Origin of the sequence: Methylocapsa acidiphila B2 (assembly GCF_000427445.1) — a bacterium.
Lineage (GTDB): Bacteria > Pseudomonadota > Alphaproteobacteria > Rhizobiales > Beijerinckiaceae > Methylocapsa > Methylocapsa acidiphila.
In genome coordinates this window covers 268,618-291,092 of record NZ_KE386496.1, presented here as the reverse complement: position 1 = coordinate 291,092, position 22,475 = coordinate 268,618, and the positions used below count along the sequence as shown (strand labels likewise).

At 59.9% G+C, this 22,475-nt stretch carries 18 protein-coding genes; 10 read left to right on the top strand and 8 right to left on the bottom strand.

All coding sequences use genetic code 11. The annotated features are described in order from the left end of the window. Window positions 1–10: 10 nt before the first annotated feature. The 6 genes from kdpB to METAC_RS0102515 all read right to left on the bottom strand — a co-directional run bounded on the left by kdpB (window position 11) and on the right by METAC_RS0102515 (window position 8,908). Window positions 11–2,152, bottom strand: coding sequence for a potassium-transporting ATPase subunit KdpB (gene kdpB, locus METAC_RS0102545; protein WP_026605829.1), 2,142 nt, complete (start codon window positions 2,150–2,152; stop codon window positions 11–13). A gap of 39 nt (window positions 2,153–2,191) precedes the next feature. Beyond that, the gene (gene kdpA, locus METAC_RS0102540; RefSeq protein ID WP_026605828.1) at window positions 2,192–3,919 is read right to left on the bottom strand and encodes a potassium-transporting ATPase subunit KdpA; all 1,728 of its coding nucleotides are present in this window, start codon (window positions 3,917–3,919) and stop codon (window positions 2,192–2,194) included. Between the two features lie 12 nt (window positions 3,920–3,931). After that, complete coding sequence (locus tag METAC_RS26225) at window positions 3,932–4,021, bottom strand: K(+)-transporting ATPase subunit F (RefSeq protein ID WP_156898079.1); 90 nt, start codon at window positions 4,019–4,021, stop codon at window positions 3,932–3,934. A 430-nt stretch (window positions 4,022–4,451) separates the two neighbouring features. After that, the gene (locus METAC_RS0102525) at window positions 4,452–5,774 is read right to left on the bottom strand and encodes a porin (protein ID WP_051335318.1); all 1,323 of its coding nucleotides are present in this window, start codon (window positions 5,772–5,774) and stop codon (window positions 4,452–4,454) included. Window positions 5,775–6,084: 310 nt separating this feature from the next. Continuing rightward, on the bottom strand, window positions 6,085–7,671 hold the full coding sequence (serA, locus tag METAC_RS0102520) for a phosphoglycerate dehydrogenase (protein ID WP_026605826.1): 1,587 nt from the start codon (window positions 7,669–7,671) through the stop codon (window positions 6,085–6,087). A 64-nt stretch (window positions 7,672–7,735) separates the two neighbouring features. Beyond that, window positions 7,736–8,908, bottom strand: coding sequence for a phosphoserine transaminase (locus METAC_RS0102515; protein ID WP_026605825.1), 1,173 nt, complete (start codon window positions 8,906–8,908; stop codon window positions 7,736–7,738). Between the two features lie 254 nt (window positions 8,909–9,162). Between METAC_RS0102515 and METAC_RS0102510 the strand changes: the two genes are divergently transcribed. Further along, a complete protein-coding gene (locus METAC_RS0102510; protein WP_036255866.1) occupies window positions 9,163–10,197 on the top strand; it encodes a GlxA family transcriptional regulator in 1,035 nt (344 codons plus the stop codon). A 167-nt stretch (window positions 10,198–10,364) separates the two neighbouring features. Beyond that, a complete protein-coding gene (locus tag METAC_RS21985) occupies window positions 10,365–12,128 on the top strand; it encodes an enoyl-CoA hydratase-related protein (protein ID WP_036255230.1) in 1,764 nt (587 codons plus the stop codon). Window positions 12,129–12,189: 61 nt separating this feature from the next. Here METAC_RS21985 and METAC_RS27405 read toward each other — a convergent pair whose 3' ends face one another. Together METAC_RS27405 and METAC_RS0102495 are read right to left on the bottom strand one after the other, a co-directional pair. Next, on the bottom strand, window positions 12,190–13,167 hold the full coding sequence (locus METAC_RS27405) for a YVTN family beta-propeller repeat protein (protein WP_026605823.1): 978 nt from the start codon (window positions 13,165–13,167) through the stop codon (window positions 12,190–12,192). Continuing rightward, window positions 13,164–13,682, bottom strand: coding sequence for an SRPBCC family protein (locus tag METAC_RS0102495; RefSeq protein ID WP_245257409.1), 519 nt, complete (start codon window positions 13,680–13,682; stop codon window positions 13,164–13,166). Before METAC_RS0102495 ends, METAC_RS27405 begins: the two co-directional genes overlap by 4 nt. A gap of 388 nt (window positions 13,683–14,070) precedes the next feature. Here METAC_RS0102495 and METAC_RS21980 point away from each other — a divergent pair, with 388 nt between their 5' ends. The 8 genes from METAC_RS21980 (at window position 14,071) to METAC_RS0102450 (ending at window position 22,473) form a co-directional block, all read left to right on the top strand. After that, window positions 14,071–15,468: an ATP-binding protein gene (locus METAC_RS21980; protein ID WP_036255228.1), complete on the top strand. Its 1,398-nt coding sequence runs from the start codon at window positions 14,071–14,073 to the stop codon at window positions 15,466–15,468. 50 nt (window positions 15,469–15,518) lie between these two features. Further along, entirely contained in the window at window positions 15,519–16,154 is a 636-nt protein-coding gene (locus tag METAC_RS0102480; protein WP_026605821.1) for a response regulator transcription factor, read from the top strand. A gap of 286 nt (window positions 16,155–16,440) precedes the next feature. Beyond that, window positions 16,441–18,330, top strand: a complete 1,890-nt coding sequence (locus METAC_RS0102475; protein ID WP_036255227.1) for a methanol/ethanol family PQQ-dependent dehydrogenase — start codon at window positions 16,441–16,443, stop codon at window positions 18,328–18,330. A gap of 108 nt (window positions 18,331–18,438) precedes the next feature. Beyond that, window positions 18,439–19,341, top strand: a complete 903-nt coding sequence (gene moxJ / locus METAC_RS0102470; RefSeq protein ID WP_026605819.1) for a methanol oxidation system protein MoxJ — start codon at window positions 18,439–18,441, stop codon at window positions 19,339–19,341. 48 nt (window positions 19,342–19,389) lie between these two features. Beyond that, on the top strand, window positions 19,390–20,013 hold the full coding sequence (gene moxG / locus METAC_RS21975; protein WP_425338901.1) for a cytochrome c(L), periplasmic: 624 nt from the start codon (window positions 19,390–19,392) through the stop codon (window positions 20,011–20,013). Between the two features lie 55 nt (window positions 20,014–20,068). Further along, window positions 20,069–20,389: a methanol dehydrogenase gene (locus tag METAC_RS0102460; protein ID WP_051335317.1), complete on the top strand. Its 321-nt coding sequence runs from the start codon at window positions 20,069–20,071 to the stop codon at window positions 20,387–20,389. Between the two features lie 177 nt (window positions 20,390–20,566). Continuing rightward, window positions 20,567–21,595 carry an AAA family ATPase gene (locus METAC_RS0102455; RefSeq protein WP_026605817.1) on the top strand — a complete coding sequence of 343 codons (1,029 nt, stop codon included), beginning with the start codon at window positions 20,567–20,569 and terminating at the stop codon, window positions 21,593–21,595. Further along, entirely contained in the window at window positions 21,592–22,473 is an 882-nt protein-coding gene (locus METAC_RS0102450; protein ID WP_051335316.1) for a DUF58 domain-containing protein, read from the top strand. Before METAC_RS0102455 ends, METAC_RS0102450 begins: the two co-directional genes overlap by 4 nt. The last annotated feature ends 2 nt before the right edge of the window (window positions 22,474–22,475 follow it).

Here is a 22,475-nt window from a genome sequence, read left to right as displayed (position 1 = left end):
TGGCTTGTCCTCAGGCAAGGCCGATCGCGCGGATCACGATGTCGATCAGCTTGATGCCGATAAAGGGAACGATGACGCCGCCAAGGCCGTAAATGAGAAGGTTGCGGCGCAGAATGGTAGCTGCGCCGACGGGCCGATAGGCGACGCCGCGCAGCGCGAGCGGGATCAGAGCGACGATGATCAGCGCATTGAAAATAATCGCCGACAAGATCGCGCTTTCCGGCGTCGCAAGATGCATCACATTGAGGCTCTGCAGCTGCGGATAGAAGGCGATGAACATGGCCGGGATGATCGCGAAATATTTCGCGACGTCATTGGCGATGGAGAAGGTCGTCAGCGCGCCGCGCGTCATCAAGAGCTGCTTGCCGATCTCGACGATCTCGATCAGCTTGGTGGGATCGCTGTCGAGATCAACCATATTGCCGGCTTCGCGCGCCGCCATGGTTCCCGTGTTCATGGCCACGCCGACGTCCGCCTGGGCGAGCGCGGGCGCGTCATTGGTGCCGTCGCCGCACATGGCGACGAGCTTGCCTTGCGCCTGCTCCTCGCGGATCAGCTTCAGTTTCGCCTCGGGCGTCGCTTGGGCGAGAAAGTCGTCGACCCCCGCCTCGGCCGCGATCGCGGCCGCCGTCAGGGGATTATCGCCCGTGATCATCACGGTCCTGATGCCCATCTGACGGAGGGCGCCGAAACGCTCCCTGATGCCGCCCTTGATGATGTCCTTCAGGTAAATGACCCCCAACAGCCGACCGTCCTTGGCGACGGCGAGCGGCGTGCCGCCCGATTTCGCGATTTTGTCAGCGCTTGCCGTCAGGGCGCGAACCTCAGCCTCGGAAACGAGGGCGCGCGCCGCTGGGACCGCGCCTTCCTGCGAGGCGCCTGCCGGGCTCGCCGCATCCGAGCGCACGAAAGCCAGGACAGCGTCCACCGCGCCCTTGCGGATCACGGAGGCCTCGGTATCGATGCCGCTCAATCGCGTGAAGGCGCTGAAGGGGATGAATCTAGCGTTGAGCTCGCCCATCTCCCGCCCGCGAATGCCGTATTTTTCCTTGGCGAGCACGACGATCGAGCGGCCTTCCGGCGTCTCGTCCGACAGTGAGGCGAGTTGGGCCGCATCGGCGAGTTCCATGGCTGTGACGCCGGGGAGCGGGATGAATTCCGCCGCCTGGCGGTTGCCGAGCGTGATCGTGCCGGTCTTGTCGAGCAACAAGGTGTCGACGTCGCCCGCCGCCTCGACCGCCCGCCCGGACATGGCGAGAACGTTAAAACGCACAAGGCGGTCCATGCCGGCAATGCCGATCGCCGACAAAAGCGCGCCGATCGTGGTCGGGATCAGCGTGACGAAAAGCGCCACCAACACGATGACCGAAACCTTGCCATCCGCATAATGCGCGAAGCTCGGAATGGTCGCGACGGCGAAGACGAAGATCAGGGTGAGGCCCGCGAGAAGGATGTTGAGCGCGATTTCGTTGGGGGTCTTCTGCCGCTCAGCGCCTTCGACCAAGGCGATCATGCGATCGAGAAATGTCGATCCCGGAGCCGCAGTGATTTTCACCTTGATCCAATCGGAGAGAACACGGGTTCCGCCGGTGACGGCCGAGCGATCGCCGCCGCTTTCACGAATGACTGGCGCGGATTCGCCGGTGATCGCCGACTCGTCGACCGAGGCGACGCCCTCGACAATGTCACCGTCGCTCGGGATTAGGTCCCCCGTCTCGACCACGACGAGATCGCCGGGCTTCAAGGCCGAGGCTGCGACCTGCTCGGTGCGGGAACCCTGCCCTGGAACGACGCGCTTGGCGACCGTGTCGCTGCGCGCCTTGCGCAAGGTCGCCGCTTGCGCCTTGCCTCGGCCTTCGGCCACGGCTTCAGCAAAATTGGCGAAAAGCAGGGTGATCCAGAGCCAAAACCAGATCTGGAAGGTGAATTTCAGCGAGGCCGCGTCCGCGCCGGTCACGAGATCTTTCAGATAGAGGATCGTCGTCAGCACGCTCACGATCTCAACGACGAACATGACCGGATTGCGGATCATGAGCCTCGGATCGAGCTTGCGGAAGGAGTCCCCGATGGCCGGGAGGATGATCGCCGGATCATAGAGGGAAGAGACGCCGCCGCGGGCCTTGACCTTATGCGGCAATGTTCTGGTTTCCATGGATTTCGCCTTGTCCTTCGCGAAAAATCTACAATGGGCTCAGTAGAGAAGGCCCGCATACATGGCGAGATGCTCCTCGATGGGGCCGAGCGCCAAGGCCGGGAAGAAGGTGAGCCCGCCGATGATCAAGATCACGCCGATCAGAAGGCCGACGAATAGCCCGCCGTCCGTCGGGAAGGTTCCTGACGACGCCGGAACAAGCTTCTTGCGCGCCAGAGATCCGGCGACGGCCAGCATCGGGACGATGAACAGAAACCGCCCGATCCACATGGCGAGGCCGAGCGTGGTGTTCCAAAACGGCGTGTTGGCGCTGAGGCCGGCGAAGGCGCTGCCATTATTTCCGGTGGCGGAGGTAAAGGCGTAAAGCGCCTCGCTGAAGCCATGCGGGCCGGCGTTGGCGAGCCCGGCGAGCCCAGGAGCGACGACGACCGCGATCGCCGTGAAGCCCAAGATGGACAAAGGCAGGATGAGAATGGCCAGCATGGCCATCTTGACCTCCTTCGCCTCGATCTTCTTGCCGAGATATTCCGGCGTCCGGCCGACCATGAGGCCAGCGACGAACACCGCGACGATCGCAAAGAGAAGCATCCCGTAAAGGCCGGAGCCGACGCCGCCGAAGATAATCTCGCCCAACATGATGTTGATCATCGGAACCATGCCGCCGAGCGGGAGCAGGCTGTCGTGCATCGTGTTCACGGCGCCGCAGGATGCGTCGGTTGTGACCGTGGTGAAGAGCGAGGAGTTGGCGATGCCGAATCTCACCTCCTTGCCTTCCATATTGCCGCCGGCCTGCAGCGCGCTCGGCGCGGCGGCGACGGGAAGGTCGGCGAAAGCCGGATTCCCGCGGCTCTCGACGCCATAGACCGTGAGGGTGCCGGCGAGGAACAGAAGGCCCATGACTCCGAAGATCGCCCAGCCCTGGCGCTCATTGCCGACCATCCGGCCAAACACATTGGTGAGCCCCGCACCGATCGAGAAGATAAGTACGATCTGAATGAAATTGGTCAGGGCGTTCGGGTTCTCGTAGGGATGCGCCGAATTGGCGTTGAAGAAGCCGCCGCCATTGGTGCCGATCATCTTGATGACTTCCTGCGAAGCCACTTGTCCTTGCGCTATGAGCTGCTTTCCGCCTTCGAGCGTCGTCGCTTCAATGTAAGGATTTAGATTTTGCGGCATGCCCTGCCAGACAAAGAATAATCCGACGACGATCGAGATCGGCAAGAGCACGTAAAGGACAGTCCGAGTCATATCGACCCAGAAATTGCCGATCGTCAGAGCCGAGCGCCGGGCGAACCCCCGGACAAGCGCAATGGCGAGCGCGATGCCCGTCGCCGCCGACACGAAATTATGCGTGGTGAGACCGGCCATCTGGGTCAGATAGCTCATCGTGGTCTCGGGCACATAGGATTGCCAATTGGTGTTGGTGACGAAGCTTACCGAGGTGTTGAAGGCGAGATCCGGCGCGACCGGGTCCAAATTCTGAGGATTGAACGGCAGAACGGCCTGCAAGCGCTGGATCGCATAAAGGGCGATGAAGCCGGCCACAGTGAAGAAGAGCATGGCGAGGCCATAGCCGCGCCAGTCCTGTTCTTCGTCTTCCTTGACTCCGCTCGCCAAATAAATCGCCCGCTCGACGGGGCGCAGCACAAGCGACAGGAAGGTCCGCTCCCCGTTGAACACGCGGGTCATGTACAAGCCGAATGGCTTGACCAGCAGCGTGACGACCACGCAAAAAAGCGCGATCTGAATGAAGCCATTGGCGGTCATGAAAACTCTTCCTCAAAAACGCTCGGGGCGAATTAGGGCCGCGACCAGATAAACAAGCAGGCCGATCGTCACGAGCGCACCCAGCACGAGATCGAATGTCATGGAAGGAGCCTCACAAGTTGGCGCAAGCTTCGAGATAAAGCGCGGTGACCACAAAGGCTGCGACGCCAACGGCGAGATAGACCGGATCGAGCAGATAACTAAGCATTGCAGTGGATCCCTTCTGCGTCCCGCCCGCTGAGCGCAAGGCGAGCATAGGGGCCTATATCGCGGCCGGCGCATATAGGGTCGAGCGTTCCCGGCGGCGCGGGAAATATAAATCGCATAAAAGAAAAGCGCCTTGAGCTAGGTCAGCTAGGCGCTACCGGCCTCGCCAAAGCCGGCAAGCCTGCGTAGGGAATTGGCTCGAGCGCGGTCCCGAAGGCCCTAAACCGGCGAAACCACCGGTCAAACGACAAAAAACTTCGGCGGAAAAGCAAAACGGGGCCGCAAGCGGCCCCGTTCGGGTGACGTCAGATTTTGACGATCCTTTTTAGAATTTCACAATGATATCGCCTGCGAAAGTGAACTGCGACGCTTTTTGGCCGGCGTCGAAAGGCGTCGTATGGCTCAAGGATGCGTCGTAGCGCACTTCGGGACGAACGATCAGGCCCTTGATCAGGGGCAACGCCGGATCGGTCGGAAGCGTCGGGGTGATATTGAGCCCGGCGGTCAACTCGAGATAGGTCGTCGGGGCCGACGCGGGGATGATCCCATAAGTATAGTAGGTTCCATCGCCCATATTGGCGTAGTTGAAGCCATGCTCTGCATTCACGAAGTCGATATTGCCCGGATAAGCGGCGACGAAAAAGCCCTGCGCGTCGCGCCAAACCTCGGCGCGGCCGACGATCTTCAGCCAATCATTGATGGCGTAGGCGGCGTATTGCGCCACGCCATATCCGCTGGCGTGAAAGGCGTTGTCGTGGATATAATTGAGGTCGGTGATGAAGGTCAGCTTGTCGGTCGCCTTCCACGTGGCCGTCACGTCGTTGAGATAGCGCAAGGCGCGGTTGGGATTACACTCGCAGGCGGTGACGACCGCCGGCACGTCGGGATTTTCCGGTCCGATATGGGTGGTCGCCAGAATGGTGAGATTGCCGTCGAGCAGGTTGAGCCCGACGCCGCCGTGGAAAGCAAGGGCCCGGTTGTTGTCGCCCGGCCAGCCGACCGAGGTGTTGACGCCGGTGTCGACGCCCGCATAAACGTCGAACAAAGGATCGATATGCGAGATCGTCATGACGCCCGTGTGCTTCAAGGGGACGCCAAAATTAAAGATATACGAGTGCGAATAGAGCAGATTGTCGGCCGCTGGAATGACTTCCGCGCCCTCAAGGGTCACGTATTGACCGACCTTGACGTCGATGCCGCCTTTGTAGAGCCAGGGCAGATGGACCGCGCCCCAAGCCTCGACAATGTCGTATTGAATGCGGCCGGGGAGGATATAGTCGAGCTCGCCCAAATAATGGGTATAGCGCGCGTCGGATCCGACCATCGTCTGGATCTTGAACCCGACATCATAGCCGGTCGCATTAGTGTCAAGCGGCCGCTGGACGGTCAGCAACGCCTGATTGAGCAGGACTGAATTGGCCTTATCCGTGAACAGGCTGCCAAAATTCAATCCATTGGACGGATAGCCTGGATTGAACGTCTCGCCGGCTTCGATTGCTCCGGTCACGGTCAAGGTGTCGATCCAGGCTGGCGCAGGCGTCGCTGGCTTGATAGCAACGTCAGCAGCTTGGGCGGACAACCCGGAGCCAAGAACGACGATCGCTGCGCTCAGCGGCGACGAAATACGAAAATTCGGTAGAAAACCCATCGCTCCACTCCCATCAAGGCGGTCGGGATTTCCAAAAGAGCACACAACATGCAGATAGATTCAATCAAAGTCGGTCGCATGATGGGGTGTTTCGGGCCATGCGATGCTTTCCAGCAACAGTCGGATGAAACGAACAGCATAGCTTTCGAACAAAAATGCGAGTTTGCTCGTCCGGAGGGCGAGAGAGCTGAATTCGACAGCAGCCGGAAAAGTGATCAGACCGGAATTGACGGTCGAACATTGTGGATATTCGCGCGATCCGGCGGGACTATATCGAATCTCTCGCGCTCAGACTTTTGGGCCGCGCCTTTTAAAACGACAAGGCCTTGGCTTCTCTGACGCCCGGAAGCTTCTCAACCTCAACGAGGATCTTGTTCGGAGCTGCGCTATCCACCTCGACGAGCGCGACCGCTGAGCCGCCCTCCCGATCGCGGCCTAAGGCGAAGGTCGCGATATTGACGCCGGCGTCGCCCAGTATGCTCGCGAATCGGCCAATGAAGCCCGGCTTGTCCTCGTTGCTGACATAAATCATCGACGGCGCGACGAGAGCGTCGACCTCGATGCCGTTAATCTTGATGATTCGCGGCTTGCCGTCGTGGAACACTGTTCCGGAGACGGAACGCTCATGGGCCTCGGTCGTCACCGTCAGCGTGACGAGCGATTCGTAGTCGCCCTCTGCGGCGCGCGTCACCTCGTCGATCACGACGCCGCGCTCTTTGGCCACGCTCGGCGCCGAAACGACATTCACGTCGGACAGCCAGGGGCGCAGCAGGCCGGCGATAGCGGCAGCGGTGAGCGCCTTTGTCTTAAGCTCGGCGACGCCGCCTTCGTAGGTGATGCTGACTTTCTTAATGGCGGTCTCGACGAGTTGCCCGGCGAAGGAGCCGAGACGGTCGGCGAGGTCGATGAAGGGCTTGAGCCTCGGCGCCTCTTCGGCCGTGATCGAGGGAAAATTGACCGCGTTCGAGATCGCCCCCCGGATCAGATAATCCGACATTTGCTCGGCGATCTGGAGCGCGACGTTTTCCTGCGCTTCGTTGGTCGAAGCGCCGAGATGAGGCGTGCAAACGACATTGGGATGGCCGAAAAGCGGATTATCCGTCGCCGGCTCGTTCACGAAGACGTCGAAAGCGGCGCCCGCCACATGGCCCGAATCGAGAAGCGCGCGCAGGGCCTTCTCGTCCACGAGCCCGCCGCGCGCGCAATTGACGATCCGCACGCCTTTCTTGGTCTTGGCGAGGTTTTCGACCGAGAGGATGTTCCTGGTCTGCGGCGTCATCGGAACATGGACGGTGATGAAATCCGCGCGGGTCAGCAGTTCGTCGAGTTCGACCTTCTCGACCCCAAGATCGAGGGCTCGCTCTGGCGAGAGGAAAGGATCATAAGCGAGGACGCGCATGCGCAAGCCGAGGGCGCGCTCGGCGACGATCGAGCCGATATTGCCGCAACCGAGAACCCCCAGAGTCTTGCCGGTGATCTCGACGCCCATGAAACGGTTCTTCTCCCATTTGCCGGCTTGGGTCGAAGCATCGGCGGCGGGAATTTGGCGGGCGAGCGCGAACATCAAGGCGATCGCATGCTCGGCGGTCGTGATCGAATTGCCAAACGGCGTGTTCATGACGATGACGCCTTTGGCCGTGGCCGCGGGAATATCGATATTGTCGACGCCGATGCCGGCGCGGCCGATCACCCGCAGCCTGGCGGCCTTTCCGATGATTTTGGCGGTCACTTTGGTTGTGGAGCGAACGGCAAGCCCATCGAACCCGCCGATGATTTCGGCGAGTCTCTCTTTGTTCTTGCCAAGCTCAGGCTGGAAATCGACCTCCACGCCGCGATCCTTGAAGACGGCGACGGCGGCGGACGACAGGGGATCGGAAATCAGCACGCGCGGAGCCATGGCGTTCCCCGGTCTGGAGCGTCTGCAGGCTGTGCCCGCGCCCGATCCGGCGCGGGGCGTCCCTTCACGCGGCCTTGGCGAGCGCGCCCTTGAGCTTCTGATAGGCGTAATCGAGCCAGAGCGTCAGCGCCTCGATGTCGCTTGTCTCGACCGTCGCGCCGCACCAGATGCGAAGGCCCGGGGGCGCATCGCGATAGGCGCCGATGTCATAGGCGATCTTTTCCGCCTCGAGCATGTCGACGATCGACTTGGCGAACTCTGCCTCGGCCTTGAGGCCGTGCGCGAGAATGAGCGGATCGACGATCTTGAGGCATATGCTGGTGTTGGACCTGACCGTCGGGTCCTTCGCGAGAAAGTCGATCCAAGGCGTTCTAACGACCCACTCGCTCAAGGCTTTGGAATTGGCGTCGGCGCGCGCCATAAGCGCCTCGAGCCCGCCGATCGATTTGGCCCAGCTCAACGCGTCGATATAGTCCTCGACGCAAAGCATGGAGGGCGTGTTGATGGTCTCGCCCTCGAAAATGCTTTCGATCAGCTTGCCGCCTTCGGTCAGGCGGAACAGCTTCGGCAGCGGCCAGGCCGGCGTGTAGCTCGTAAGCCTTTCAACCGCGCGCGGCCCGAGAATGAGCATGCCATGCGCCGCCTCGCCGCCGAGCACCTTCTGCCAGGAAAAGGTCACGACATCGAGTTTCGCCCAATCGAGCCTTTGCGCGAAGGCCGCCGAGGTCGCGTCGCAAATGGTCAGGCCCTTGCGATCAGCCGGAATCCAGTCCGCATTGGGCACGCGCACGCCCGAGGTCGTGCCGTTCCAGGCGAAGACGACGTCGTTGTCGAAATCGAGGCTCGCAAGATCGACGATCTCGCCATAATCCGCGACCTGGGCCCGCGCGTTCTTGATCTGCAAATGCTCGACGACGTCGATGACCCAGCCCTCGCTGAAGGACTCCCAGGCGATCACCTCGACGCCGCGCTGGCCGAGCATGGACCAAAGCGCAAGCTCGACGGCGCCGGTGTCGGAGCCGGGCACGATAGCTATGCGATGATCCGGCGGAACCTGCAAAATCTCGCGTGTGAGGTCGATCGCCAGCTTCAGCTTGGCCTTGCCGACCTTGGAGCGATGCGAGCGCCCGACAGTTGGGCCCTGGAGATTTTGGATTTTCCAGCCGGGATGCTTGGTGCAGGGGCCGCAGGAAAAATTGGGCGTCGCCGGCCGCGCGGCGGGCATTATCGTAGTCATGTGACCATCCTTTCAGATGGGCGCCTTTCGTTGGGGAAAGGTGTCCCGCCTATCTGGATAGGGCCGTAGGACGCAACCGTCAAGATGAACGCTTCGTGGTTTTCGTGGTATTTCTGCACCGCCCCGCGCTTTTCTCATCAATCCGACCGACGCGGAGCTTGCGGCATTTTATGCGGGCCTCAACCAAAGTTCTTGGCCGAAAACGTGGGATCTTTGTCCTTGTAGAGGATGAGTTCGAAGGGGACGATCGCGCCATGAACACGAACCAAGATCCATTGCCGCAACAGCTCACGCAATTCCGGCGGATCGGATTCTTGATCTACCCGGGTTGCGATATTGTCGACGTGTGCGGCCCCATCGAGGCGTTCCACTGGGCGGATGTGTGGTTGCCGAGGTTTGGGAAAACTGGGCAGTCAGGCTACAAATGCGAAATCCTCGCCGCTGCGCCTGGACCGGTCGGGACCTTATCGGGAATCGAGATTGTCGCGACCCGCAGCTACCTTGATGTCGTCGACAGCCTCGACACGCTGATCGTCGCGGGCGGCGTTACAAATTGCGCGCAGGCTAACAAGGATCCTGCGCTCGTCGAATGGGTGCGCGCGATAGCGCCGCGCTCGCGGCGCGTGGCGTCGGTTTGCACCGGCGCCTTCATCCTGGCGGCCGCCGGCCTCTTGCATCACCGACGCGTGACGACGCACTGGATGTTTGCCGACGTCCTGGCCAGCGAGTTCCCGTCGACGGAGGTTGACTCCAGTCTCCTCTTCGCCCGCGACGGGAACATCTACTCATCGGGCGGCATCACTGGGGGAATCGATCTCGCGATGGCCCTTGTTGAAGAAGATCTCGGCCGGGAAATTGCGCTTGCCGCCGCAAGGATGATGGTTGTCTTTCCTCGCCGCCCCGGCGGGCAGTCCCAATTCAGCGCCTACAATGTAAAATATTTGGAAGTGAGGACCCGACCAGAAATCGAGGAGTTGCAAGCCTGGATTACCGGGAATCCCGGAGAGGATCTCAGCGTGGCGGCCTTAGCGGATCGCATGGGCATGAGCCCGCGCAATTTTTCCCGGCTCTTTCGCAGCGAAACGGGAGAGACGCCCGCGCAATTCGCCGAAAGCGCCCGCGCCGACGCGGCGCGCCTCAAGCTCGAACAATCCATTTTGCCAGTTGAGACCATCGCGAGGGAATGCGGCTTCGGCAATGCCGAACGCATGAGGCGCACGTTTCAGCGCCTTTTCGAGGTAAGTCCGCACGATTATCGCGCGAGATTTCGATCCACCCTGCTGAGCTGAAACGCCGCAACAGGAAAAGCGCGGGCCTCCAAGCAAAGAGGCCGCGCAGATACAGCGACGCGACAATTCATCGGGGCGGCGACCCGCCTCTCATCTCGCTTTGTCCTCGGCTGACGCGATCACTTGCTTAGGCTCATTTTAAATAACAAAAAATAGAGGGCGAAACCATGCGAATTCTCTTTCTGACATCGGCCCACAACAGCCTCAGCCAGCGTCTTTGGATCGAGCTCGGCGAGAGAGGCCACGAAATCCGCGTCTGCATCGCAGCGACAGGCGAGACGATGATCGCGGCCGCGTCCCGTGAAGCGCCGGATCTCGTCGTCGCGCCGATGCTGAAGATCGCAATTCCGAAAGAGGTCGGTTCCCGCTGTCCTTGCCTGATCGTTCATCCCGGCGTCAAAGGCGACCGAGGTCCATCCTCACTCGATTGGGCGATCGCTAATGGCGAGCAGACTTGGGGCGTGACGATTCTACAGGCGGCGGAGGAATTCGATGCTGGGGCGATCTGGGCCTCGCATGAATTTGCGTTAGAGACCGCCCCTTCAGCAAAGAGCAGTCTCTATCGCGGCCCAGTCACAGAGGCGGCGTTACGCGGCGTCCTTGAGGCGATCGCCCGAGTGGAATCAGGCGATTTCCAATCCGGCGCCTGGCGTCCGGAGAAGCTCGCCGAGGTTGCCCCGCATGCGCGCGGACGCCTGCGCGCGCCGATGCGGCAGGCCGACCGCGCAATCGACTGGACGCGGGACACAACAGCTGCGATCGTCCGGAAGATCCGCGCCGCGGACAGCGCTCCCGGCGTCCTCGGGGTCCTGCTCGGCAAGACATGCTTCCTCTATGGCGCCCATGTTGAGGAGCGTCTTCAAGGACCTCCAGGCCAAGTCTTGGCGCGGCGCGACGGCGCGATCTGCATCGGCGCGGTCGACGGGGCCGTGTGGATCTCCCATCTGAAGGCCAAGGATGAAAATTATCTTTCGGAGGAGGCCTGCAGCCTCGTGCGCGCCGGCATAGGCTGCGAACGATGCGATGCGGAATTGTGCGCGGTCGCGGGAATCAAGCTGCCGGCGACGCAGGTTCTGGGACCTCTGCTCCGTGGCGCGCCCGAGGCGCCGCTGCCGATAACTGCTCCCGCTGATCATCGCACCTACCGAGAGATCGTCTACGAGGAGGAGGATGAGATCGGCTATCTCTCATTCGACTTCTACAATGGGGCAATGAGCACGTCCCAGTGCAATAGGCTGCGGGACGCTTTCCTTTACGCCCGCACGCGCCCAACGCGGATCATCGTGCTGCTTGGCGGCGCCGATTTCTGGTCAAACGGCATCCATCTCAATGTGATCGAGGCCAGCGACGATTCGGCCGCCGAGTCCTGGCGGAACATCAATGCAATCGACGATCTGATCGTCGAGATCCTCAACACCATGTCCCATCTCGTCGTCGCCGGCCTGCGCGGCAACGCAGGCGCCGGCGGAGCCATGTTGGCGCTGGCGGCGGATTATATCTTTGCAAGATCCGGCGTCGTCCTCAACCCTCATTATCGGAGCATGGGCAATCTATATGGGTCGGAATATTGGACCTATGCGCTTCCGCGGCGCGTAGGACAAGAGAAGGCGCAGGAATTGACCCTGTCATGCAAGCCTATCGGCGCGCGCGCGGCGCGGGAGATTGGCCTTCTCGACGACATTTTCGGCTCCGACGTCGACGCCTTCGAAGCCGAGCTGAGAGAGCGTTCGAAACGACTCGCCAAAGACCCAGAATTCCGCGCGAAGCTCCGTACAAAGCACGAGCGGCGCCTCGACGAAGAAGCCATCAAGCCCCTCGCAGCCTATCGCGCCGAGGAGTTGGAGCAAATGCGGGTCAATTTCTTTGGCCCCGACCCTGCCTACCACGCGGCGCGCCGACGTTTCGTCTTCAAAGGCAATCCGCCCTCATAGGCGACTCGAGCGGCAAACGCCATCGACCTCGCCGCGCATGTCCTGCCGTCGGGCTCGCCGGTCACTTTTCATTCGCCGAACCCAACGCCAAGGAGCGCGGGCCGCTCCCGACCTTTATTTGGCGGATTTCGGTTTCGCGGGCGACGTCGACAACCGAAATCGTGTCGGAAAACCAATTAGCGACAAAAGCCATGTCGGCCGTCGAGCCAAAGATTACGCCTTCGGGATATTGGCCGACTTTTATCACGGCGACGATCTTCAAGCTTCTCGCGTCAATCAGCGAAACAGAGCCCGCCGCCTGATTGGACACGAGAATGCGCGCCCCATCCGGCGACGCCGCCACGCCATAGGGCATATTGCCAACAGGCACAGTTGCGATGACCTGCAGGGAGTCGGCGTCGATGATGCTAAGGTCATTGCTGCGCACATTAGCGACATAGACCCGACGCAACGCTGGCGAAAACGTTATAGCGAAAGGAGCTTTGCCGACGGGAATGGCCGCGATCGCTGCAAGCGTATCGGCGTCGCGCACGCTGACGGCGTCGGCCTCCCGATCGGCTGTGAAAAGCCGCCTTTTTGCGTCGTCGAACACGAGACCAGCCGGAGAACGACCGACCGGAGCCTCCTTTACGACAGCGCCCGTCCCTACATCGACTTTCGAGACGACGTCACGGTTCCAATCATCTATGAAAACGTGACCGCCATCCGCGTCAACCGCGATTCCAAATGGCGTGCCTGGATAGGAAATTGATCTCTCGACGCTTCCTTTTGCGACATCGACGACGCTGATCTGACCGGCTTCTGGATGAGTTGCAAATAGTCGCCTCCCGTCTGGCGAGAGAGCCAACCCAACCGGCTCGCGCTCAATTGCGATCCGCCGTCCCTCGCCCGTCGAGCTCGCTTCGATCTCGCTAATGCTCGACGCATTCTGACTCGCCACATATAGAATGGCCGCGGCCGAGGCTCTGCAAGTCGGAGGCGTCGCGGCGAGGCTAAAAAACGCCAGATACGCAAGACGCCACTTCAGCGAGCGCTTCATCCTTTATGTTCCGCAACCGTCTTTAGATTGCGCAACCCGCTTTGAAAGAAGTCCGTCATCGCCTTCGTCGCCGCCTCGTCATTCAGCTCTTCGGGCGGATCATTGCCAGTGTCCCCGCGATAATAGCGCCCGATCCATTCGACGCTGGCCGTTCCATCGGCGGCTGGCGCGACTGTGATCGTCGCCGTGTAGGAACTCACGGGAAGCGCCTTCACGTCGTCATCCACGCGACGATAGGAGTAGGTCATTTTCGTCGGATCATATTCGGTGAGGCCGTCGACGATCTGTCCGCCGCTCTTCAAAGTGAGCACCCTCATTTTGCCCTGGATCTCGTCCGACTTCGCCGCGCTCTCGGCGACAAGCGGATGCCATTTCGCCATATTCGCGAAATCTCCTACCAGAACCCAGACCGCCTCGGGCTTGGCGGCGATCGCCACGGACTCATCGATCTTATGCGGCGTCGGACCATGCGCTTCAGCGTCGAGCCCTATAACGAAAGGCACGACGACAAGCATGATCTTTGCTCCCCCTTGGGCCAAGCAGCATTTCATCCCACGCCGCGAACGGCCTGACGACTTTTTCATTGATCCCTCGAATTGCCTGCCAATGAATTAGGTCACCTAGCAATGACGCGTTTCAGAAGCAACAGGATAATGATAGTATTATATGCCTCCCCATTTCACACTGAGCCAGTACGTTTGGAGCTATTCTACGGTCGTTTAGATTTATTCTATGCTCCTCGGGAATATTTCCACGAAATAGGCCAACTTTTGGAAACATTCGAGGCGCATAGGAAAATTCTTCGGATATAAACGCCGCAGAGATTTCGCGAAGGCAGGGACCCGGCGACCCGAAAGCGACAACAGGCGCATCCGCGCACGAGAACTCCAAAGGACCCTGAGAATGCTTTATTTCACGCGCGCGAGCGCCTCGATGCGGGCGCGGCTCATATTCATTCCGTCGACCTTGCTCGCTCTCGGGATCGTCGTCGCGATTGTCGTGACGCTATCGGGAGCGACAGACCGGATCAGGTCGGAAATCGCGTCGGGCGTCAATCTCGGCAGCATTCTGATTGGATATGCGCTTGACGATGTCGTAGTCGCCGCTAAGCCGGAGGAGGCGTTGCGGCAACTGCAGGACGAATTGGCCCATATTCGCCACATCACAGTCAGGTATAGTTCTTCGACCGGGGCCAACGATGACGATCCGGTCCAAGCGTCCCGCAATGTGGAGGCGCCTCAATGGTTCGTGAATATTTTCGAGCCTGAACGAATCGTCAAATCCTATCCAGTGACCATCAGAGGCCAGCCATATGGCGAACTCGTCATGTGGACGAAACCATCGGACGAGGTCGCGGAAATCTGGAATGGACTTGTCTTCCTCACGGGCCTTCTGGCGGCGATCTCGGTCGGAATCGTGACGCTTATCTCGCTGACTGCGAATCAGATGCTAAGGCCGCTCAATGACCTCGTCGACGGCCTCGGACGTCTGCAACGCGGACAGTTTTCTGGGCTCGGCGAAATATGCGTCGGCGAGTTGCGTCAAATCGGCGAACAATTCAACCGGCTTGCGCGCTCTCTCGCGCGAACCGAAGCTGACAATCATCTCCTCATCGATCGCATGATGTCGATCGAGGAAGCGGAGCGCAAGGAGCTTGCCCGTGAACTCCACGATGAATTCGGGGCGTCTCTGTTCGGGATTAGGGCTGCCGCGTCATGCATCATCGAGGACGCGTCATCGCCGCTCAACGCCGAGCGCAGACAGGAAATCATCAGCCGCGCCGAAGCGATCTCGGCGCTCGCCGACTCAATTCAAAAGCAGAACTATCGAATCCTCGAACGCATTCGCCCAGTAATTTTGCATCAAGTCGGCCTTCTCAACGCCACGCGGCATCTCGTCGAAGATTGGCGCTCGGCCCATCGCGACGTCGAGTGCGAGCTTCGCCTCCCCGACGAACAGCCCACCTTCGACGAAGAGGTGAGCCTGACGAGTTATCGCATCATCCAGGAATGCCTGACCAATGTCGCCCGCCATGCGAAGGCCAGAAGCGTTCGCATTGCGCTGGAGATCGACCGCTGCCCTAACGCGGCCGCCGCCGCTTCAACGACAGGCGCCCGCTGCATTCACGTGTCAATCGAGGACGACGGCGTCGGCCTGCCGTCCGATTTCAGATTCGGCTTCGGCTTTCTCGGCATGAGTGAGCGCGTCCGCAAGTTAGGCGGCCAACTCAAAGTCTCGAACGGTCCCGAGGCCGGAGCATTAGTCGAAGCGGTCATACCCGTCGCCGTCGCCGCTGCGTGACAGTTGCGCCGAGGTTCGGCGCATGACTCGAATTTAAGGATCGAGACGGAATGAACGACCATGTAAAAGTGCTCGTGATCGAAGATCATCCGATTGTACGAGACGGATGCCAGCGCATCTTCAACCGGCGCCCAGACATCGAGATGGCGGAGGCGATTTCAGCCGCCGCAGGCCTTGCGAAAAATCGCGAATTCGCACCCGATGTCATCGTTCTCGACGTCGCCTTGCCCGACGCCACTGGCTTCGACATCATCCCCGAGCTTCTTGCCGACAACGCCCGGGCGAAGGTCATCATATTCAGCATGTACGAGGCTCCGAGCTTCGTGACTTCGGCTTTGGAAAAAGGCGCCAAGGGATACATCACCAAAAACGACGAACCGAACGCGATCCTCAAGGCGATCGACAAAGTTCGCACAGGCGCGGTCTATCTCGGGCACGCGGTTGCACAACATCTCGCCATGGCCAATCTCGCCGCCATCAATGATCCTCTACACGAACTCAGCGAAAGAGAGCGCCTGATTCTGGGGCTGCTCGGCGACGGCAAGAGCATGACCGAAATCTCCGTCGAACTCTCGCTCGGCTACAAGACAATCGCTAATTCCGTTAGCGTCATCAAGCAGAAACTGCGCATTCCGACGAGTTCGGCTCTCATCAAATTCGCCGTCGAGTTGAAAGCCAAGACCTAAGCGGCGGCGTCGAGCCGTGGAGCGGGGTTCGGCGGCGACGTGTACTTTTCTAACATACATAGGACTAATTCGATAAGGCGCTTCACTAATTCTACAGTGATGCAGACTTATTGTTCTTGCTTTTTTGTCTCTCGAACTTAGTACTGTCGCCGCCAATGCAACATGCGCGTCAAACAATTAAGACCGCGTTTCAAAATGCATAACCGCCAATTCGTATAGCGCCGACAGCCAAACTGAAATTGGCGGCGCATGAGCGGTCTACGGGTGGAAAGACAGGGATAGGTTTATGAAGAAGACTCCATTCAGGCGCCGGTTTTTGACCTCAATCTCCGTGTTGGCGACGCTCGCCGCCGCGGCAAGCGTAACGCCAACCGCGCAGGCCAACGACAGGCTGATCGAGCTCTCGAAAAGCAACGAGAATTGGGTCATGCCCGGCCGAACCTACGACGCAGACAATTACAGCCCGATGGCTCAGATCAACACCGAGAACGTCAAAGAGCTGCGCCCGGCCTGGTCGTTCTCGGATGGCGTTCTCAATGGCCATGAAGGCGCGCCGCTCGTCGTCAACGGCAAGATGTTCATCAACGGCCCATTCCCCAATCGAACCTACGCGCTCGAACTCGACAATCCAGGCAAGATCGTCTGGGAGCATAATCCCAAGCAGAGCGCCTCCGCCCGCGCCGTCGCCTGCTGCGACGTGGTCAATCGCGGTCTCGCCTATTGGCCCGGCGACGGCAAGACCCCGGCGCTCATCTTCAAGAACCAACTCGACGGACACCTCGTCGCCATGAACGCCGAAACCGGCCAAACCTATTGGGAGATCGAGAACGCCGACATCAAGGTCGGCGCCACGGAGACGCAGGCGCCATATGTGGTCAAGGACGAAGTGCTGACAGGCACCTCTGGCGCCGAGCTTGGCGTTCGCGGCTATGTCACGGCCTATGACGTCCGCACCGGCGAGAAGAAATGGCGCGCCTACGCCACGGGCTCGGACAAGGATCTTCTGCTCGCCAAGGACTTTAACATTCACAATCCGCAATATGGACAGGCCAACCTCGGTCAGACCACATGGGAAGGCGACGAATGGAAAATCGGAGGCGGCACCAATTGGGGTTGGTACGCCTTCGATCCCGGCACGAATCTCGTCTATTTCGGTACCGGCAATCCAGCACCCTGGAACGCCACAATGCGTCCTGGCGACAATAAATGGACGATGACGATCTTTGGCCGCGACGTCGACACAGGAGAAGCCAAGTTCGGCTACCAGAAGACGCCGCATGACGAATGGGATTACGCTGGCGTCGACGTTATGATGCTCAGCGAGCAGAAAGATAGCACCGGCAAGCTTCGCAAGCTTTTGACCCATCCGGATCGCAATGGCATCATCTATACGGTCGATCGCGAAAATGGCGATCTCGTCTCGGCTCATAAGATCGACGACACGGTCAACTGGGTCAAACACGTCGACATGAAGACCGGCATACCGATCCGCGATCCAGAATATGCGACCTATATGGACCACAAGGGCCGCGACATCTGCCCGGCGGCCATGGGCTATCACAACCAGGGATTCGATTCCTACGATCCGCAAAAGCAGATCTTCCTGCTCGGCGCAAACCACATCTGCATGGATTGGGAGCCGTTCATGCTGCCCTATCGCGCCGGTCAATTCTTCGTCGGCGCGACCTTGTCGATGTACCCTGGGCCCAAAGGCAATCGCCAGGCAGCTGAAGGTCTTGGCCAAATCAAGGCCTATAATGCGATTACCGGCGAGATCAAATGGGACAAGATGGAGCGCTTCGCCGTTTGGGGCGGAACTATGTCGACAGCCGGCAATCTTGTCTTTTATGGCACGCTCGACGGCTTCCTGAAGGCGCGCGACACGCGCACCGGCGAATTGCTCTGGAAGTTCAAGCTTCCCTCCGGCGTGGTCGGCTACCCGATCACCTATGAGCACAAGGGCGTCCAATATGTCGCAATCTATTATGGGGTCGGCGGCTGGCCGGGCGTCGGCATGGTGTTCGATCTCGAAGATCCGAGCGCCGGTCTCGGCGCCGTCGGCGCCTTCAAGAACCTGCAGCGCTACACCAAGCAAGGCGGCGGCGTATTTGTCTTTTCCTTGGGCGGCCACGGCCCCTACGACGACCCGAAGGTCGGCGAATATGACGTGAACTGAGCCCTCGAGCCCGCTCCGCCGCATCTCCGGCGCGCAGTGGAGCGGGCTCCATGGCGCGCCGGCAATCCGCTCGTCGGCCGAGCATGTGAGTTTTCCGAAGGTCTTCCTATGCATCAACACGTCAAGCCGCCGCGCGTCGTGGCCGCGCTGTTCAGCGCCGGTGTCGTCGCTCTTTCCACCGCGCCAGCCGCGGCTCAGACCAAAATAGGCTCCCCCGCCGGAGATGCGCAGGCCGCGCATGTCGCCCCTGATCCAGGCGTGCTTCGCATCTGCGCCTCCTCCGTCAATTCGCCCTATTCGACGCCCGACGAGCGCGGCTTCGAAGACAAGATCGCGAAAGCCGTGGCCAAAGCCATGAACCGCAAAGCGGTCTTCGTTTACACCAATCGACCGGCCATCTACCTCGTCCGCGACCTACTCGACGAGAAGGCTTGCGACGTGATCGCCGGCCTCGACGCCGGCGACGACCGCGTCTCAACGACCCGGCCCTATTATCGCTCCGGCTACGCGTTCATTTCCCGCAGCGACAAAAGTCTCGACATCAAGACCTGGAGCGATCCCCGCATTCCGAAGCTGCATAACATCGCGGTGGAGCTTGGATCGCCTGGCGAGACCATGCTGAAGTCCATCGGTAAGTTCGAGGCCGAACTCAACTATCTCTATTCGTTGGTCGGCTACAAATCGCGTCGCAACCAATATGTGCAGGTTCCGCCGGGCAAGCTCGTGGAGGAAGTCGCGGACGGCAACGCCGATCTCGCCGTCGCCTTCCAGCCCGAAGTCGCGCGCTATGTCAAGGCCGCGTCGACGCCGCTGACTGTCACGATCATCCCCAATGATGTGGTCAGCTCGACGGGAAAGCCCGTTCCGCATCATTTTGATACGGCGATGGGCGTCCGCAAAGGCGACGACGCGTTGCTCGAGGAGCTGAACGCGGCGATCCAAAAGGCTGAACCGGACATCAAGGCGATCCTGGACGAGGAAAATGTGATCATGCTTAAGGCCGGGTCATGATTGATCCAGGCGCCGCCGCAAACAACTCCTCTAAGAACCGAAAGCGAAATGACAAACAATAGACTAGGCGCGCTCACGCGAGCCGCTGCGCTCGCCATGACCATCGCCCCCGCCATGATCGACGCGGCCAAGGCCGCAAGCTCCGGCGCGACCATCGACCTTTACAACACCGTGACCGGAGAGCCTCTCAAGCTCGACGACGCCCTGGCCAATGGCCATGACACGGCTGCCGTCAAGCAGTTCCTGGCGACCGGCCATAACCCATACAATGAAGTGAAGTCGTGCTTCCCGTCCGGCAAGTCCTTATTTCTGACCGCCTGCTCTGGGTGCCACGGAGAATATGCCGAAGGCAAGCTCGGACCGAACCTCGGCGACAACTACTGGACCTATCCAGTCAACACGACGGACGCCGGCCTATTTGCAACAATATTCGGCGGCGCGAATGGGATGATGGGACCACATAACGAAGATCTAACGCTCGACGAGACGTTACAGGTCATGAGCTGGGTGCGTCATCTCTATAGCGGCCCGGTCCAGGACGCGCCATGGCTCTCAGAAGAGGAAAAGAAGATTTACACTCCCTATCAATTGGAAAAGGACACCACTGTTGCGAAGGCCGACGGCCTTTGCGCGCTGCCGAACGAAAGCGCTCAACGCCAGCCAGCCAAATAAGACCGACGACTCGCTGACGCACCGACGAGAAAAACGTGCCAGAAGGACGCCTACCATGAAATGGACTTCTCTCATATCTTCGGCTGCTGGGCTCAGCGTCGCGGCCGGCCTCACGCTCTTTACTGCGCCGGTTGCGATGGCCGCCTATGACGGCACGCATTGCAAGGCTCCGGGCAATTGTTGGGAGCCCCAGCCGGGCTACCCAGAACAGGGCATCGGCTCGAAATACGATCCACATCACGACCCGAAAGAACTCGCGAAGCAGCAGGAAGCCGAGGATCAGATGGACGAGCGCAACGCAAAACGGGTCCGATATTTCAAATCCTGGGGCCAGTTCATCTACGACGTCAACAAGATTCCTAGCGGTCCCAAATAAGTCGCGAGAGCTCCACGCTTTCGTTCAAGGAACATCGCGGGCTCTCATCCGGGCGGAGCAAATACCCGACGCGATGTCGTCCGGCGCGGGTTTAAGCAGGACCCGCGCCGGACGTTTCCGGCTTGCGTCACGCTCCTTTTTGATCGCGCGAGGGCGCCATTGAATTTAAACATTAACATGACCGCCGCAAATGACCGTATTGCGCTCGACGAATGGCGAAATCGCGCGCTTGCCGTCGAAAAGGAGATTTCGCGCGTCGTCATAGGCCAGCAGCGCGTGGTCCGGCTCCTAATCATTGCCATCTTTGCGCGCGGGCATGTTCTTTTGGAGGGCGATGTCGGCGTCGGCAAGACGACCTTGCTGCGCGCAGCGGCGCGCGCCATCGGAGGTCCGTATCAACGTATGGAAGGCTCGATCGACCTGATGCCGAGCGACTTGCTGTATCATGCCGCAATCGGCGCGGATGGAAGGCCACGCATCGAAAACGGCCCTGTTCTTCAAAAAGGTCCGGAACTCGCGATATTTTTCTTTAACGAAATCAATCGCGCGCGGCCTCAAGTGCACGCCCTGTTGCTTCGGCTTATGGCTGAGCGGAGCGTGACTGCGTTCAACAAGGAATTTGCCTTTCCATATCTCCAGGTTTTCGCCGATCGCAACCGCCTCGAGAAGGAAGAGACATTCGAATTGCCGGCCGCCGCTCGAGATCGGTTTTTTATGGAAATCACGGTGGAAACGCCGATTGATCGCGAGGTTCGGCGGGAATTGGTGTTTAATTCGCGCTTCCATGATGTAGACGCCTTGATTGCAGGCGTCTCGGCGGAGCTGATCGACTTCCATCAGCTCGACGCCGCGGCGGAGCTCATTCAAGCGACTGTGCGCACCAGCCCGACGCTAGAGACTTATCTCCTGTCGCTCTGGGAAGCGATCCGCTATCCGGGGGCGGCCGGAATCGAGCTCGATGGGATCGACACGGACCGCTTGGTGAACGGCGGCGCGAGCCCTCGCGGCATGAGCTATCTCGTGCGCGCCGCGCGCGTGCGCGCCTGGCTCGAGGGTCGCGACGTCGTGGTCCCCGAGGACCTCCGCGAAGTATTTGTTGAAGTCGTCGCGCATCGTATCTTTCTCGATCTCATTTATGAAATGCGCCGCGAGCGGATCATTCGTGATCTTTGTCGGGCCGTCTTCGACAAGATCCCAACCCCATGAAAGAGGGCGATCGCAGAGTAGGGCCAAACGCGGAACCCATAAGGGAAATCTCATACCGAATTCGCTGGAATCCAAGTCAATATGGGCATGGCTCACATCGCACCCGCCATTACGGCGCCGACGGCGACTTTTGCGACTATGTTCCGTTCTGGCGTCAACCCGACGCCAGGCGCATCGATTTGCGGCAGTCGCTTCGCAGTCCTTTCGATGAAATCTACGTGCGGCAATCAGAACAGCGCAGCCGTATCGCTGTCTATGTCATAGCCGATCTTTCAGCATCCATGCGTTTTGGCGAGGGCATGCCGAAAATGCGGATGCTCGCGCAACTCGTCCGCGCTGTGGCGCTCGCAGCCCATCGCGCGGGCGACGCTTTCGGTTTCATCGGCTGCGACGAAGGCCTCGTCGAGGAATTGTTTCTTCCGGCAAGCCGTAAAAGGGGAACAGAAACCAATATTCTTGAACGGCTCTACAGCTTTGTCCCGACGGGGCGAAACGTCGATGGACTAAAACATGTCGCCGAGCGGCTCGGCGCGCATCGCCAGCTACTTTTTCTTGCGTCTGACTTTCACATGCCTCTGCATCAAATCAAAATCATACTGGAGACGCTGGCGAGGCACGATGTTGCGCCGATTGTCCTGCGTAGCGCCCAGGAAGAGCAAGAGCTGCCGTCCTGGGGGCTATTGGAGCTTCGCGATCTGGAGAGTGGGGACATGAGACTAACGCTTATGCGTCCGAAACTCCGCAAGATTTTGCTGGAGGAAGCGCATGATCGAGCGCGAAAGTTCGAGCGCCTCTGCCAGAGCTATGGACGATCCCCGTTCCTTATCGTCGATCGATTCGACGCCGACCGCCTCAGCGAGCATCTCCTTCTCGGGTGAGG